A 14,455-nucleotide genomic window follows, 5' to 3' on the forward strand; every position below is an offset into this window, starting at 1 on the left:
GCCTCTTCGCGAGCAGGCTCGCTCCCACAGGTTTCGGCGGCGCGCACAAATCCAATGTGGGAGCGAGCTTGCTCGCGAAGGGGTCAGTTCAATCAGCATTTTTGCTGCTGACCCACCGCTATCGCGAGCAGGCTCACTCCTACAGTGATCTGCGGTGTTCACAAATCCAATGTGGGAGTGAGCCTGCTCGCGATGGGGCCATCCATGGCGCCGTCAACTCAAGGTTTGTTAACGATCAGAAATCCCACTTGGTCGTCAGCATCAAATTGCGCGGCTCACCGTAGAACGTAGTATCGAAGTTGCCCAGTCCCGTCAGATAACGCTTGTCGAAGACGTTGTTGGCGTTGACCGTGAAGCTCAGGTGCTCGTTGTACTGATAACGGCTCATCAGGTCGACGAGGGTGTAGCCGCCCTGTTTGATCCGCGTGTAGTCGCCGGCCGGGGCGCTGTAGATCTTGCCGTAGAACGCGCTCTGCCAGCTCACGCCACCACCGACAGTGACCTTGTCCAGCACGCCGGGCAAACGGTAGGTGGTGAAGGTGCGCACCGTATGTTCAGGCTTGGTGGTCGACAACGGATAACCGTACATGCGCTGTTCATCGGCATCACGGGTGCGCGCGTAGGTGTAACCGGCGGAGACGTTCCAGCCTTCGGCCAGTTCGCCGGCCAGTTCCAGCTCCACGCCTTTGGTGGTGGCTCCATCGATGGCTTTATAGATGCCTTCGTTGGTCACCGCGTTGGTGCCGATCGATTCGGCCACGCCGTCCTGCTCGATGCGGAAGAACGCCAGGCTGGCGTTGAGGCGACCGTCAAAATACGCCGCTTTCAAACCGGTTTCGTAGCTGTCGCCCTCGACCGGCGCGAGGGTCGAACCGTTGGCGTCCTTGTAGGTCTGCGGCTGATAAATACTGGTGTAGCTGGCGTACAGCGAGTAGGTGTCATCGAGGTCATAAATCACCCCGGCGTAAGGCGTGACCACGCCGTGTTCCTTGTAACTGGTGTGGGTGTCGTCGAGGCCGGCCCCGGGGTTGTAGCGGTAGTCTTCGTTGTACTTGAAGGTGCTCAAGCGGCTGCCGAGGATCACCGAGAGATCGTCGGTCGGGCGCAGGCGCGTGGCCAGATAAATACCATTCTGGCTTTGGGTGCGCTCGTATTTGCCGTTTTTCGGGAAGTCCTGTTTCGGCAGATTGCCGTCCCATTCGTAAATGCTCCCCGGTACTTCGGAAAACGCACTGGTGTCGTAAGTCGAACCGGTCTGGCGCGAGTGCGAGGTCATGACCCCGGCGATCAGCTCATGCTCGCGACCGCCCAGCGTGAACGGGCCGGAGACGTTGACGTCAGCGGTGTTCTGTACACGATGACCTTCCCAGCGCCCCCAGTACATGAACATGCCTTCGCCCGTGGTGCGGTTCGGATTGCCACCGCTGGCCGAGGCCAGGCGCGTGTCGTGATCGGTGGTTTTCTGGTCGAGGCTGACCTTGAATTTCCAGTCGTTGGCCAGCGCCTGTTCCAGGGAGGCGAAGTAGGTGATGTTGTCGAAATCGCGGCGGCTCCAGTCCGCGGCGGAGTTGAAGTGGCGACCAAAATCGGTTCGCCCGCCATCGGCGAAATACACCGGGTTACCGGTCCACGACGAACCCCGTGGTGTGGTGCTGGATTTGTCGACGCCGAAGGTCAGCAGGGTGTCGTCGCTCAGGTCGGCTTCGAGGATGCCGTAGAACAGGTCTTTGCGCTGGCTGTAGTGATCGAGGTAAGAGTTCTGATCGGAATAGGCGCCGACGAAACGTCCGCGCACGTTGCCCGATTCAGTCAGCGAACCGGAAATATCACCGACGGTGCGGTAGGCATCCCACGAACCAACGGTGCCGCTGATTGAAGCTTTGAACTCTTTGGTCGGCTTCTTGCGGATCAGGTTGACCGTGGCCGACGGGTCGCCGGAGCCGGTCATCAGGCCAGTCGCGCCTTTGATGATTTCAATGCGGTCGATGCTGGCGGCGTCATCGCCATTGTTCGGGTTCTCGCCGTAGACGCCATCGTAGGGGATGTTGACGCCGTCGTACTGGAAGTTGGTGATCGCCAGGCCGCGGGCGGAAAATTCGGTACGGTCGCTGTCGTACTTCTGCATGGAAATGCCGGGGGTGTTGCGCAGCGCATCACCAATGCTTTGTACACCGCGATCGTCCATTTGCTGACGGGTGATCACCGTCACCGACTGCGGGGTTTCGCGAATCGACAGCGGCAGGCCGGTGGCCGAAGACATGGCGCCGGTGGTGTAGGAGCGGGTGTCTTCGGTGGTGGCGCCGAGGCCTTGCGCGGAAATATTGGTGGCGCCCAGTTGCAAGGTCTGCTCGGTTTTTTCAGCGGCGTTGGCAGAAATGCTCAGCAGGGCCAGTGCCAACGGGCACAGGGCGAAACGGAAACGGACGTGCGACATGGAGATCCCTTTGCATCGAATCGATCGGTAGTTGAAGTGCTTCTGAGGGGTTAACCGAACGAACAACGCAAAGGGGAACTGCTGGAACAAAAAATAGTGAAGCAGTGGAGTTCCCCTGTAGGAGTGAGCCTGCTCGCGATAGCGGTCTATCAGCAACATTGTTGTTGTCTGGCACACCGCTATCGCGAGCAGGCTCACTCCTACAGGGGGTAGGCTGGAGTTGCGAGGTCAGCAGGCCAAACCGAGGCGTTCATGCCACTGCGCAATGGATTCTTCGGGGTAGACGTCGAACTGTTTGTCTTTCGCTTTGGCCTCGACTTCGACCCAGGGTGCTTTCGAACCGAGCATCAAATGCGTGTGCTCCGGCGGCACCGGCAAAGGCGTGTCGATGGCCGAGGCGAACGGGTGGATCAGCTCCGGCCATTCCGGGCTGAACAGCCACAAGCCGCTGCCGCACAGTGAACAGAAGTGCCGCTCAGCCGTGCTGCGATGGGCGCGTTTGTCGCCCTCGTCTTTCATCTTCGCGTGATAGACGCTGATGTGCTTGCGCCCGCGGACCTTGAGGCTGGACGCGTCGCCGCCGAGGTTGATCGCATAACCGCCACCGCCCTGGGTCTTGCGGCAGATCGAGCAATAGCAGCGTTGATAAGGGTAGGGGTGGGCGCTGGTGAGGCTGAACGTGACCTCGCCGCAATGGCAGGAGCCTTCGAGATGCATGGGTGCTCTCCGGTTTCTGAATGTGCGGTTGAGCCTAGAACATTCAGTGCGATTGCGGCCGGTGTGATTCGACGGGCGGGCGCAGCGTCTAGCCCCAGTGTCCCCGCAATCCCATGGGGCGAGACTTCGGAACCCGGCATGCAAGCGCTGTTGAACGAGATTCTTGACGCTGTCCGCCCGCTGATCGGGCGGGGCAAGGTGGCTGACTACATTCCCGCCCTCGGCACTGTGCCGGCCAATCAACTGGGCATCGCCGTGTACGGCAATGACGGCGAGATGTACTGCGCCGGTGACGCCGAGACACCGTTCTCGGTGCAGAGTATTTCCAAGGTGTTCAGCCTGGTGCAGGCGATCGATCATTCCGGCGAAGCGATCTGGGAACGCCTCGGCCATGAGCCGTCCGGGCAACCGTTCAACTCGCTGGTGCAGCTGGAATTCGAGCGCGGTCGGCCACGCAATCCGTTCATCAATGCCGGAGCGCTGGTGATCTGCGACATCAACCAGTCACGCTTTGCCGCACCGACCCTGTCGATGCGCGATTTCGTCCGGCGCCTGTCCGGCAATCCGCAGATCATGATTGACGGCAAAGTCGCCGACTCCGAATACCAGCACCGCGCGCGTAATGCGGCGATGGCGTATCTGATGCAGTCGTTCGGCAATTTTCACAACGATGTCGAAGCGGTGCTGCGCAGCTATTTCAGCCACTGCGCGTTGCGCATGAACTGCATCGATCTGGCGCGGGCGTTCTGCTTTCTGGCCAACGACGGTTTTTGCAAACACAGCGGCGAACAGATCCTCACGCGTCGGCAAACCCAACAGGTCAACTCGATCATGGCCACCAGCGGGCTGTATGACGAGGCGGGCAACTTCGCTTATCGCGTTGGCTTGCCGGGCAAGAGCGGTGTCGGTGGCGGGATTGTTGCGGTGGTGCCAGGGCAGTTCACGGTGTGCGTGTGGTCGCCGGAGTTGAATGCTGCGGGGAACTCTCTGGCGGGGATGGCGGCGCTGGAGATGCTTAGCGCGCGGATTGGCTGGTCGGTGTTCTGATCCGGCCACACAAACACCACAAAACCCTGTGGGAGCGAGCCTGCTCGCGAAGGCGTCAGGTCAGCCAACATTTGTGTATCTGATCCACCGCTATCGCGAGCAGGCTCGCTCCCACAGGGTTAGCGGTTGCTTTGGAGGATTGTGTTCCTATACATTTTCCGGCCGCTCCCTGCATGGTGAATCCGCTTCATGTCTCTTGCGCTCGAACGTCTAGTCGCTGGCACGCCGATCCCTTTCGCTGGTAACCGCGTCACCGTGGTCAGCCCCGAACTGGCCGCGCGGTTTCAGCCCGGTGACCACCTGCTGGTGGAGCAGGTCAGTGGCGAGTTGCTGCTGATCCCCGTGGCGGATCAGCAAGCGGCGTCCGTGGCGATCGAACGCGCGGCAGCGGCATTCACCGCGTTGTCGGCGGTGTCCGATGAGGCGATCAGCCAGTTTTTCGACCTGTTTGCGCAGCGTCTGGAAACCCCGGCGTGCTGGGCGCACATCGAAACCGCCAACCGCGCCGACATCGAAAGGGCCAAGGCGCGCGGCCGCTCCACCACCCGACTGCTCGCCGATGAGCGCATGCGTCGCGACATGATCGCCGGTCTGCGTGCCTGGCGAGACGCAGCGGCGACGCGCGGTAAAGTCATCAGCAGCGTCGAGCACGACGGCTGGAAGGTTGAGCAAGTGGTCTCGCCGTTGGGCATCGTCGCGTTTGTCTTTGAAGGCCGGCCGAACGTGTTCGCCGACGCCGCCGGTGTCTTGCGCACCGGCAACACCGCCGTGTTGCGCATCGGCAGCGATGCGTTGGGCACCGCGCAAGCCATCGTCACTCACGCCTTGAACCCGGCGCTGGCCGATGCCGGTCTGCCGGCCGGTGCGGTGTCCTTGGTGGAAAGCGTCAATCATGCCGCCGGTTGGGCGATGTTCGCTGACCGACGTTTGTCGCTGGCGGTGGCGCGTGGTTCGGGTCGTGCGGTCAGTCAACTGGGCAGCATTGCCCAGCAGGCCGGCACCGCCGTCAGCCTGCATGGCACGGGGGGCGCGTGGTTGATCGCCGATCGTGCTGCCGATGCCACACGTTTTGCCGCCGTGGTGCGCAACTCGCTGGATCGCAAGGTGTGCAACACCCTCAACGTCTGTCTGATCCAGCGTGATCGCGCGGCGGAATTGGTGCCGTTGTTTCTTGATGCGCTGCAACAGGCCGGCACCGCGCGTGGCCAGGGTTGCAAATTGCACATCGTCGAAGGCTGCGAAGGCTGCTTGCCGAGTGAGTGGCAGAACGCGACGGTCGAGGTCTACCGCGCCGAGGGCTATCAGACCGAGGCACTGGCAGAACCCTTGGCAGAATCCGAGTTGGGCCGCGAATGGGAATGGGAAGAAACCCCGGAAGTCAGCCTGATGATCGTTGACGATGTGGATCAGGCGATTGCGCTGTTCAACCGCTACAGCCCGCAATTCACCGTGTCGTTGATCAGTGAGGATGCAGCCGTACAAGAGCGTTTCTACAACGCGGTGAATGCGCCGTTCGTGGGCAATGGCATTACCCGTTGGGTCGATGGGCAGTATGCGTTGAACAAGCCGGAGCTGGGTCTTTCGAACTGGGAGAGCGGGCGCTTGTTTGCGCGCAGTGCGATTCTTTCCGGTGACGGCGTGTTCACTGTGCGCAGCCGCATGACCCAAGTAGACCTCACAGTAAAACGCTGATCTGGCGGACAATCATCGTTCCCACGCTCCAGCGTGGGAACGCAGCCCGTGACGCTCCGCGTCACTGGACGCAGAGCGTCCCCCGAGGCATTCCCACGCAGAGCGTGGGAACGATCAGTTGCTCAGGCCGCGTGGGTGGTTTGTGCATGGATCGCGCAAGTCGCTGGTTGCTCGGCCAGCGGCACAAACGTGCGGCGGTCCGAGGCCAGCGCATCGATCGAACCGGTCTCGATGTCATACACCCAGCCATGCAAATTCAGCAGGCCTTTCTCCTGAGCCAGACGCACGCTCGGGTGGGTCTGAATGTTCGCCAGTTGCGCGATCACGTTCTCGCGCACCATCGAACTCAATTTCGCCGCGTCATTGGCGTGCGGCCGCGCCTCGTTAACCACTTTCGCCGACTCGGCATGCTGCAGCCAGCCGCTGACCGCAGGCAGGTGATCCATGCATTTGCACTGCGCGATCGCGGTCATCGCACCGCAGTCCGAATGCCCGCAGATGACAATATCGGTCACACCGAGCACCGCCACCGCATATTCCACCGTTGCCGAAACCCCGCCCGGATGCGGGCTGTAGGACGGCACGATGTTGCCAGCGTTGCGGATCACAAACAGCTCGCCAGGTTCTTGCTGGGTCAGCAGTTCCGGCACGACACGGCTGTCGGAACAGGTGATGAACAAGGTGCCGGGCTGTTGCGTGGTCGCCAGGTGTTTGAACAGTTCGGTGCGTTGCGGGAACGCTTCGCTCTGGAATTTCAGGAAGCCATCAATCAGGTTTTTCATGGTGTTGTCCTCTCAGTTCGAGCAACCGCTGCCGAATTCGCTGTATTGAAGAATGTGTTTGCCGCCGTGGCTGTCCAGATACGTCATCTCCACCGGCACCACGCCACACACATCGGCAACCGGGGTAATGCTCAGCACTTGGGCGATATCCAGTTGCATGCCGTAGCGGTAGGCGACGGCCTCGTCAGCGGCAGATGCCTGGGCGCAAACGCCGCCGAGCAGGGCCAGAATCAACAGAATTTTTTGCATGGAGCAGCCTCCAGATGTGTTGGTGACGGGTAGCCATTTGAGGTGTGTTGGCCCGCACGCAGGGTGCGGGCCGGTGCGGATCAGAACGGACGCAGGGGCAGGAACTTGCCGTCGAGGGTGACCACAGCGCGGGAGCCGCCTTCCGGGTCTTCGACTTTCTTGATGTCGAGTTTGAAGTTGATCGCGCTGATGATGCCGTCGCCGAACTGCTCGTGAACCAGCGCTTTGAGGGTGGTGCCGTAGATCTGGATCATCTCGTGGAAGCGGTAGATGGTCGGGTCGGTCGGTACGCCGCTGAGGCTGCCACGCAGGGGGATGATCTGCATCGCCGCGACATCTTCAGCGCTCAGTTCAAGCTTGTCGCCGACCACTTGGGCGGCATTTTCTGGCAGCGGGTGCTGGCCGAGCAGGGCAGCGGTGACGTACGCCAGGCTGAGGCCGGTGCCGTCGGCCAGATCCTGCCACGACAGATCTTTGCGTGCCTTGGCGTCGAGAACGCGGGTGGTCAGGGCCAGGCTGGTGTCGTTGTAGGCGTGGGACTGTTGCATGGTGTCACTCCTTTCAGGGGTTGGCTTGCTGTGTGGGATTGATCTTCTGCTGAATGATCCATAGCGTCCAAGACCGATATACAATGCTTGGCATAAGTCCTGCCTATAGATGGTGTTTCCCATGCTGCTGCGACATCTGCGTTACCTGCTCGCTGTTGCCGATCACGGCGGCTTTACCCGTGCCGCCGAGGCATTGCATGTTTCACAGCCGACCCTGTCGCAGCAGATTCGCCAACTGGAAGAAACCCTGGGGGTGAACCTGTTTGATCGCACTTCGCGCACGGTCAAACCGACGGATGCCGGTGTGGCCTACATCGAATGTGCGCGGCGAGTGTTAGTGGAACTGGAGGCGGGCAAACGCGCGTTGCATGACGTGAAGGATTTGTCTCGCGGGACGTTGCGCCTGGCGATGACGCCGACGTTCATGGCGTATCTGGTCGGGCCGTTGGTGCGCGACTTTGCCGCGCGGTACCCGGGGATTCATTTGCAGATTTTCGAGCTGTCGATGGACGACATCGAGGCGGGGCTGGCGGATGACTCGCTGGATATTGCGATTGCGTTTACGCCGGTGCGTAACGTCGATATCGAATGTATTCCGGCGTTTACCGAAACGCTGGGGATCATGGTTGGGCGTGAGCATCCGCTGTATGACAGTCGCTCGGTGCTGGCGCCGGAAGATATCGCGTCATTGGATTTCGCCTTGTTGGCGCCGGACTTCATCACGCGGTTATCGGTGGATGAGTATTTTCGCCAGCAAGGGATTACGCCGCAGGTGCGGATCGAGGTGAACTCGGTGAGTACGTTGCTGGAAGTGGTGCGTTGTTCGCCGATGGCGACGATGTTGCCGCAGGCGATTGCCACCGAGGATCGGGCGTTGTGCCGGTTGCGGGTTGAAGGTGATGCGCCGCAGCGTGGAGCGGCGTTGTTGCGGCGGCGCAATAATTATCACAGTGCGGCGGCAGTGGCGTTTGTGGAAATGGTGTTGGGCTGGGGGATGCCCTCACCCTAACCCTCTCCCAGAGGGAGAGGGGACTGACCGAGGGATGCTGGAGTAATACACCGACCTGAAAGTGCTCTGCTGAATCCATAATCAACTCGGTGTGTCCGGTTGACGAATGACTTTATACAACTCGATCGGCTCCCTCTCCCTCCGGGAGAGGGCTGGGGTGAGGGGCTACAATTCCAGTCACGCCAAATCAATGCAAGCGAACAAAAAAAGGCCTGCTTCCATTAAGGAAGCAGGCCTTTCAATTATTTAATGACTAACTCAGCAGAACCGATCAATCACCCGAACTTCATTCTTGTTCTGCATCGAATCCCACGCCTGTTTCAGCGTTTGCAGAACATTACCGATGAAGTCCTTGTCGGCCGCGGCTTTCTTGCCAACATAACCGTGGCCGCGACGGTACATCTTCAGGCGGGCCAGCAGGTTCTGATGGTTGCGGTCGAACTCTTCTTCGCCAGCATGCGGTGCCAGGCAGTCGATATGCACCTGACCCGACTTGCTGATCCACAGAATATGGCTGTCGTGGCTGTCTTTTTGCGCAGCGAACATACGAGCCAGTTCTTCGATAGTAGGTTGATTGTTCAGATTCATGATATTGCCCCTTGACCAGTCTGGTGATCTTTCAAAGTTGATTCGCTAATACAGGTAGCCCATCGGTTAGTTGATCCCTGGCACCGAAACCAGGACGTCAGCGCTCGCCCGTGGAAAGTACGGGGTCGTGCATCTGTTGCATGTAGTCGTGTTGAATAACTGCTACGCAATAGCGTCACAACGAGGAGAAGCAGCGAAAACCGGGAGGCTCCTTGACGACATTTACCGTGTCGACCACAAGCGTCTTGAGAATTTTCGCCAGCGCTTCTCGTCCTTGTACTGGACGTTCAGGCCAGGTCAGCTTCTTCAATCTGCCTTGTGGGCAGCGTGTATCCGGAAAAAACAACTCGGCGGTCAGACGAGTTTGCTCAAGCGTGTTACCGATGTTCCCGATCGGGGAACGTCTTCATCATGCAAAAGCAAAACGATGCCGTCAACGGTTTTGTAGTGATTATTTTTGCTCACTACATATTGTCGGACAAAGCTGTTTTGGAATGAGAAAGAATCCGTTCAGGCAACGGAAAAAGGCGTGCGCAGCCCGTAGAAGGTGCACGGATAACCGTCTACTTCGCGCTGCTGCAGGGTGAAGTGGCCATTGCTCATCAACGGAATCAGCCTGGCCCAGAAGCGCTGCGCCGGCAGGTTAGCGTCGATGTGGAAAATCTGCCATTGACCGGGGATCTGGCTCAAGAGGGCAGAGACGACAAACTGCGCGACGCCTTGGCCACGAAAGCGTCGCGCGATGAAAAAGTAGCCGATGTTGTGTTCGGCGCCGGGAATGTGGATTTCGTTATCGACGGTCACGAAGCCGGCCAGTTCGCCGTCGACGCGAATCAGAAATGGCTGGGTGGCCGGGTGGCGCCAGTAGTCGATTTTCGGCTGGATGGAGAAGAAACCATGCGCAGCGAGCTTCAGCGGCAGCCATTCGCTGAAGTCGTACATGTAGAACTGCATGAGGTTTTCGATGATCTCCAGCTCATCGCGCCGGGCTGGATGCAGTTCGATATTGGCCATACGCCGGGTTCCTGAAAGTGATGAGCCTTGCAGAAACAGTAGCGCGTTTTATTTGCCCGCCGGTTTCGCCGTGCGTTTGGTGGTGCCTGCGGTTTTGCTGCGCGTCGATTTACGTTTCTTCTTCCACGGTGCTGCGGCTTTGCCGGCGGGTGGCGGGCCGCTGATGGTCAGGCTGAGGCTGGAGCAGCGGGTCACCTGTTTGCTCATCCACGCCGCTTGTTTGGTGACGAATTCTTCCAGACTCATTTCGCCGCTTTGCACCATGTCCAGCGCCTGTTCCCAGATCGCCGTGGTGCCGGGGTCGGCAATCGCGCGTGGCACTGCGTCGATCAGGCTGAACGCCGCCGGCGTAGCAGCGAGGGCCTTGCCGTTTTTCACCAGATAACCACGGTCAATCAAGCCCTGAATGATCGAGGCGCGGGTGGCTTCGGTGCCGATACCGGTGGTGTCCTTGAGTTTCTGTTTGAGCAGCGGATCCTCGACCAGTTTGGCGACGTTTTTCATCGCCTTGATCAGATCGCCCTCGGTGTAGGGTTTGGGCGGTTGCGTCCACAAATCCTTGAGCTTCACAGCGGCGATGGCGCATTCGACGCCTTGGCTAAGGGCCGGCAAGGTTTGCGGTGCGGGTGCTTCGCGGCCCTTCGCCGCTGCCAGCGCTTCGGGCAGAGCACGCTTCCAGCCCGTTTCGATGATTTGCTTGCCGACCGCGCGCAATGCTTCACCGGCGCAATCGAAGTCGGCCTGGGTGCGATCGTATTCGTGATTGGGCAGGAACTGCGCCAGATAGCGTGCGCGGATCAGCGTGTACACCGCGCGATGCTTGCCGGTCAGGCGTTCAAGATTCTTCGCAGCAGCGGTGGGGATAATGCCGTGGTGAGCGCTAACCTTGGCGTCATTCCAGGCTCTTGATTTTCGTTGCGGCTCCAGAAACCCGTTGAGCGCTTCAAGGCCTGGATCTGCCTGACGCAACGCGGCAAGAATCCCCGGCGCCTCACTGTGCTGGCTTAGCGGCAAGTAGCCGCAATCACTGCGCGGGTAAGTGATGACTTTGTAGGTTTCGTAGAGCGCCTGGGCGATGTCGAGGGTTTCCTGCGCGCCGAGGCCGAGCTTCTTCGAACAGACTTCCTGCAAGGTGCCGAGATCGAAGGGCAGGGGCGCCACTTCGCGCATGCGCTCGGTTTTCAGCTTGATCACTCGAGCACTGGCAGCGCTGCTGATCGCCGCAGCTGCTTGCTGGGCCAACGCCTGATTCAGGCAGCGCTCCTGATCGTCACAGACATCCGAAGGTGCGCGCCATTGCGCGGTAAACGGAATGCCGTTGTGCAGCAGATCAACATCGATCGCCCAGAAGGGCACTGGCACGAAATCGGCGATGCTGCGGTCGCGATCCACCACCAGGCGCAAGGTCGGTGTCTGTACGCGGCCAACCGGCAACACCCCTTGATAACCCGATTGTCGCCCGAGCAGTGTGAACAGCCGGCTCATGTTCATGCCGATCAGCCAGTCTGCCCGCGAGCGGCCCAGCGCCGAGTGATACAGGCTGAACGTCTCGGCACCCGGTTTCAGGGCGGCCAGGGCCTTGCGGATCGAGGCTTCGTCCAGCGCCGACAGCCACAAGCGGCGAATCGGCCCGCGATAACGACAGTGCTCGACCAGTTCCCGGGCGATCATTTCGCCCTCACGGTCGGCGTCGGTGGCGATGATCAGCTCGCTGGCCTCGCCGAGCAGGCGCTTGACCGCTTTGTACTGGCTTGCAGTACGTGGCTTGACGGTCATTTTCCATTTGTCCGGAATGATCGGCAGATCGGCCAGTACCCAGCGCTTGTAGCGCGCGTCATAGGCATCCGGCGGTGCGGTTTCGAGCAAATGGCCAATGCACCAGGTCACCGTGACGTCCGTTCCCAGCCAGCAGCCGTCGCCCCGACGCTTGGCGCCGAGCACGGCCGCAATGTCTTTGGCCTGGGAGGGTTTTTCACAGAGGTACAGCCGCATAACCACCATCGTCGATCAAGGTCGGAACAGGTGCACAGAATGGCCGGACTTGGCCTCAGGGGCAACTTTTATCTGTATGGATATACAGATAAAAAGCATTGCAGAAGGTGACGGGCAATACAGGGACGTAGGCCCGGCTATCGAGAAATTGATTAGCGCCCGGTTTGCGCCTGTGTCAGGTTTTTCGCCGATTCAAACACGCGAGTGACAGGACGATCTCGCCAGAAGATCGCCGTGGTCTGTCGACACTGACTACTCAGAAACAAGGAAGTCCATCATGGCTCAAGCCAAATCGAAAACCAGCAGCGCCTTCGACGAAATCAATACATTCAGCCACCTGTATGACCGTGGCGTCGGGCTGGTCAATGGCAAACCTTCATTCACTGCCGATCAGGCTGCGGATGAAATCCTGCGTAAAGGCCTGTCGTGGGGCGACAAGAACGCTGACGGCAAGATCGACCTCAGTTACACCTTCCTGACCGAGAAACCGGCGAACTACAACGTCAAACTGGGCAACTTCAGCGAGTTCAGTGCCCAGCAAAAAGCCCAGGCCGTGCTGGCCATGCAATCCTGGGCTGATGTCGCCAACGTCACCTTTACTGAAGGCAAGGGCGGCGATGGCCACATGACCTTCGGTAACTACGACGTCAGCACCGGTGGCGCAGCGTTCGCTTACCTGCCGAGCGGCGGCAGCTATGACGGGCAGTCGTGGTACTTGATCAACGATCAGTATCAGGTCAACAAAACTCCGGACACCAACAACTACGGGCGCCAGACCCTGACCCACGAGATCGGCCATACCTTGGGCCTGTCACACCCGGGCGCGTACAACGCCGGTAATGGCAACCCGACCTATAACGACGCCAAGTACGCCGAAGACACTCGCGGCTACAGCCTGATGAGCTACTGGAGCGAAGCCAACACCGACCAGAACTTCAGCAAGGACGGCAGCGGCGCGTACGCTTCGGCGCCATTGCTGGACGATATCGTCGCGGTGCAGAAACTGTATGGTGCCAATTACGCGACCCGCGCCGACGACACCACCTACGGCTTCAACTCCAACGCCGAGCGCGATTTCTACAGCGCCACTTCGGCATCCTCCAAAGTGGTTTTCTCGGTGTGGGATGGCGGCGGTAATGACACGCTGGATTTCTCCGGTTTCAGCCAGAACCAGAAGATCAACCTCAATGAAGGCTCGTTCTCCGATGTTGGCGGCCTGGTCGGTAACGTTTCCATTGCTCACGGCGTGACAGTGGAAAATGCCCTCGGCGGTTCAGGCAATGACCTGCTGATCGGCAACGCCGTTGCCAACGAACTGGTTGGCGGTGCCGGTAATGACATCCTTTATGGTGGTGGCGGTGGCGACACCTTGTGGGGCGGTGCAGGTGCAGACACCTTCGTATTCGGTGCTGCCAGTGAATCGACCATGACGGCGCCGGACTGGATCATGGATTTCACCAGCGGCCTGGACAAGATCGACCTGTCGGGGATCGCCGGTTTCGCCACGGGCGCGGCGTCGCTGAACTTTGTCAGCGGCTTCACTGGGCATGCGGGCGATGCGATTCTGACCTACTTCGCGCAAACCAATCAGACCAGCCTGATGGTGGACCTGACGGGGCAGGGTTCGGTGGACTTTGCCGTGGGTGTGGTGGGGCAAGCGGTGGCGACTGATATCGTTGCGTGATGCCTGAAGAGCGGCCCTCACCCTAACCCTCTCCCAGAGGTAGAGGGGACCGATTGGGGGATATTGGCGAAATTCACCGACTTGAACGATTGGCTTTGAATCCATAATCGAAACCGCACGTTCAGGTCGATGTAGAACTAAAGACACCTAGGTAGGCTCCCTCTCCCTCTGGGAGAGGGCTGGGGTGAGGGGCTTTTGAAGTTGATGGGCCGTTCGGCTGTAAAACCACCCCAACCATTACCGATGGGCTATACCTGAACCGGTCTCTTCGCCGTATTCAGGAGAACCCCCATGAAAACCCCCGGCCCCAGTCCTGTGATTGCCCTCGAACAACTTCCCGGCTGCCTGATAGTTAAATTCCACGGTATCCAGGTCGCCGCTTCTTCCCACGTCATGATTCTCAACGAAGCCAACTACCCGCCGGTCTATTACATCCCCCGCGAAGACATCGACGAAAAGTACTTCGCCCGCACCGACCACACCAGTTATTGCCCGTACAAGGGCGACGCCAATTACTTCAGCCTGCAAGTGCCGGGGCATGAAGGGGCGAACGCGGTGTGGACTTACGAAAATCCGAAAGTGTCAGTCGCTCCGATCCGCGACTACGTGGCGTTTTATCCGGATCAGGTGAAGTTCGAAGTGATCAAGGCTGATGCCTGAGCAAAAAAACGGCGAGGGTAAAAGTCCTCGCCGATTGAT

Annotated in this window: 13 protein-coding genes; 5 read left to right on the forward strand and 8 right to left on the reverse strand. The window is 59.6% G+C overall.

The window, feature by feature from the left end; genetic code table 11:
* Nucleotides 1-235 precede the first annotated feature (235 nt).
* Complete coding sequence (locus tag QOM10_RS11470; protein ID WP_316918076.1) at nt 236-2,434, reverse strand: TonB-dependent siderophore receptor; 2,199 nt, start codon at nt 2,432-2,434, stop codon at nt 236-238.
* Nucleotides 2,435-2,662: 228 nt separating this feature from the next.
* Nucleotides 2,663-3,151 (reverse strand): GFA family protein, encoded by a 489-nt coding sequence (locus QOM10_RS11475; RefSeq protein ID WP_316918077.1) that lies wholly within the window; start codon nt 3,149-3,151, stop codon nt 2,663-2,665.
* A gap of 138 nt (nt 3,152-3,289) precedes the next feature.
* Here QOM10_RS11475 and glsB point away from each other — a divergent pair, with 138 nt between their 5' ends.
* Nucleotides 3,290-4,198, forward strand: a complete 909-nt coding sequence (gene glsB / locus QOM10_RS11480) for a glutaminase B (protein ID WP_316918078.1) — start codon at nt 3,290-3,292, stop codon at nt 4,196-4,198.
* A gap of 189 nt (nt 4,199-4,387) precedes the next feature.
* Entirely contained in the window at nt 4,388-5,890 is a 1,503-nt protein-coding gene (locus QOM10_RS11485) for an aldehyde dehydrogenase family protein (protein WP_316918079.1), read from the forward strand.
* A gap of 122 nt (nt 5,891-6,012) precedes the next feature.
* Here the strand turns inward: QOM10_RS11485 and QOM10_RS11490 are convergent, their stop codons facing one another.
* The 3 genes from QOM10_RS11490 to cynS all read right to left on the reverse strand — a co-directional run bounded on the left by QOM10_RS11490 (nt 6,013) and on the right by cynS (nt 7,469).
* A complete protein-coding gene (locus QOM10_RS11490) occupies nt 6,013-6,672 on the reverse strand; it encodes a carbonic anhydrase (protein ID WP_316918080.1) in 660 nt (219 codons plus the stop codon).
* 12 nt (nt 6,673-6,684) lie between these two features.
* Nucleotides 6,685-6,921, reverse strand: coding sequence for a DUF2790 domain-containing protein (locus QOM10_RS11495; RefSeq protein WP_316918081.1), 237 nt, complete (start codon nt 6,919-6,921; stop codon nt 6,685-6,687).
* Between the two features lie 80 nt (nt 6,922-7,001).
* Nucleotides 7,002-7,469, reverse strand: a complete 468-nt coding sequence (gene cynS / locus QOM10_RS11500; protein WP_016982959.1) for a cyanase — start codon at nt 7,467-7,469, stop codon at nt 7,002-7,004.
* Nucleotides 7,470-7,590: 121 nt separating this feature from the next.
* Between cynS and cynR the strand changes: the two genes are divergently transcribed.
* Nucleotides 7,591-8,478 (forward strand): transcriptional regulator CynR, encoded by an 888-nt coding sequence (gene cynR / locus QOM10_RS11505; RefSeq protein WP_316918082.1) that lies wholly within the window; start codon nt 7,591-7,593, stop codon nt 8,476-8,478.
* A gap of 258 nt (nt 8,479-8,736) precedes the next feature.
* On the opposite strand, the gene QOM10_RS11510 is transcribed toward cynR, so the two are convergent.
* The 3 genes from QOM10_RS11510 to QOM10_RS11520 form a co-directional block, all read right to left on the reverse strand.
* Entirely contained in the window at nt 8,737-9,066 is a 330-nt protein-coding gene (locus QOM10_RS11510; protein WP_108226457.1) for a hypothetical protein, read from the reverse strand.
* Between the two features lie 510 nt (nt 9,067-9,576).
* Nucleotides 9,577-10,080, reverse strand: a complete 504-nt coding sequence (locus tag QOM10_RS11515) for a GNAT family N-acetyltransferase (protein ID WP_316918083.1) — start codon at nt 10,078-10,080, stop codon at nt 9,577-9,579.
* 48 nt (nt 10,081-10,128) lie between these two features.
* Nucleotides 10,129-12,072 carry a DNA topoisomerase III gene (locus QOM10_RS11520; protein WP_316918084.1) on the reverse strand — a complete coding sequence of 648 codons (1,944 nt, stop codon included), beginning with the start codon at nt 12,070-12,072 and terminating at the stop codon, nt 10,129-10,131.
* A gap of 277 nt (nt 12,073-12,349) precedes the next feature.
* Here QOM10_RS11520 and QOM10_RS11525 point away from each other — a divergent pair, with 277 nt between their 5' ends.
* Together QOM10_RS11525 and QOM10_RS11530 are read left to right on the forward strand one after the other, a co-directional pair.
* Complete coding sequence (locus tag QOM10_RS11525) at nt 12,350-13,756, forward strand: serralysin family metalloprotease (RefSeq protein WP_316918085.1); 1,407 nt, start codon at nt 12,350-12,352, stop codon at nt 13,754-13,756.
* A gap of 291 nt (nt 13,757-14,047) precedes the next feature.
* Nucleotides 14,048-14,416, forward strand: a complete 369-nt coding sequence (locus tag QOM10_RS11530; protein ID WP_150751826.1) for a DUF427 domain-containing protein — start codon at nt 14,048-14,050, stop codon at nt 14,414-14,416.
* Nucleotides 14,417-14,455: the final 39 nt, after the last annotated feature.

This window comes from Pseudomonas sp. P108 (assembly GCF_032613195.1).
GTDB lineage: Bacteria > Pseudomonadota > Gammaproteobacteria > Pseudomonadales > Pseudomonadaceae > Aquipseudomonas.

Excerpts from the sequence above, each read along its gene's own strand:
- QOM10_RS11530 (WP_150751826.1), top strand. The coding sequence starts at position 14,048 with ATGAAAACCCCCGGCCCCAGTCCTGTGATTGCCCTCGAACAACTTCCC.
- cynS (WP_016982959.1), bottom strand. The coding sequence starts at position 7,469 with ATGCAACAGTCCCACGCCTACAACGACACCAGCCTGGCCCTGACCACC.
- glsB (WP_316918078.1), top strand. The coding sequence starts at position 3,290 with ATGCAAGCGCTGTTGAACGAGATTCTTGACGCTGTCCGCCCGCTGATC.
- QOM10_RS11475 (WP_316918077.1), bottom strand. The coding sequence starts at position 3,151 with ATGCATCTCGAAGGCTCCTGCCATTGCGGCGAGGTCACGTTCAGCCTC.
- QOM10_RS11525 (WP_316918085.1), top strand. The coding sequence starts at position 12,350 with ATGGCTCAAGCCAAATCGAAAACCAGCAGCGCCTTCGACGAAATCAAT.
- QOM10_RS11510 (WP_108226457.1), bottom strand. The coding sequence starts at position 9,066 with ATGAATCTGAACAATCAACCTACTATCGAAGAACTGGCTCGTATGTTC.
- cynR (WP_316918082.1), top strand. The coding sequence starts at position 7,591 with ATGCTGCTGCGACATCTGCGTTACCTGCTCGCTGTTGCCGATCACGGC.
- QOM10_RS11490 (WP_316918080.1), bottom strand. The coding sequence starts at position 6,672 with ATGAAAAACCTGATTGATGGCTTCCTGAAATTCCAGAGCGAAGCGTTC.
- QOM10_RS11485 (WP_316918079.1), top strand. The coding sequence starts at position 4,388 with ATGTCTCTTGCGCTCGAACGTCTAGTCGCTGGCACGCCGATCCCTTTC.
- QOM10_RS11495 (WP_316918081.1), bottom strand. The coding sequence starts at position 6,921 with ATGCAAAAAATTCTGTTGATTCTGGCCCTGCTCGGCGGCGTTTGCGCC.
- QOM10_RS11515 (WP_316918083.1), bottom strand. The coding sequence starts at position 10,080 with ATGGCCAATATCGAACTGCATCCAGCCCGGCGCGATGAGCTGGAGATC.
- QOM10_RS11520 (WP_316918084.1), bottom strand. The coding sequence starts at position 12,072 with ATGCGGCTGTACCTCTGTGAAAAACCCTCCCAGGCCAAAGACATTGCG.
- QOM10_RS11470 (WP_316918076.1), bottom strand. The coding sequence starts at position 2,434 with ATGTCGCACGTCCGTTTCCGTTTCGCCCTGTGCCCGTTGGCACTGGCC.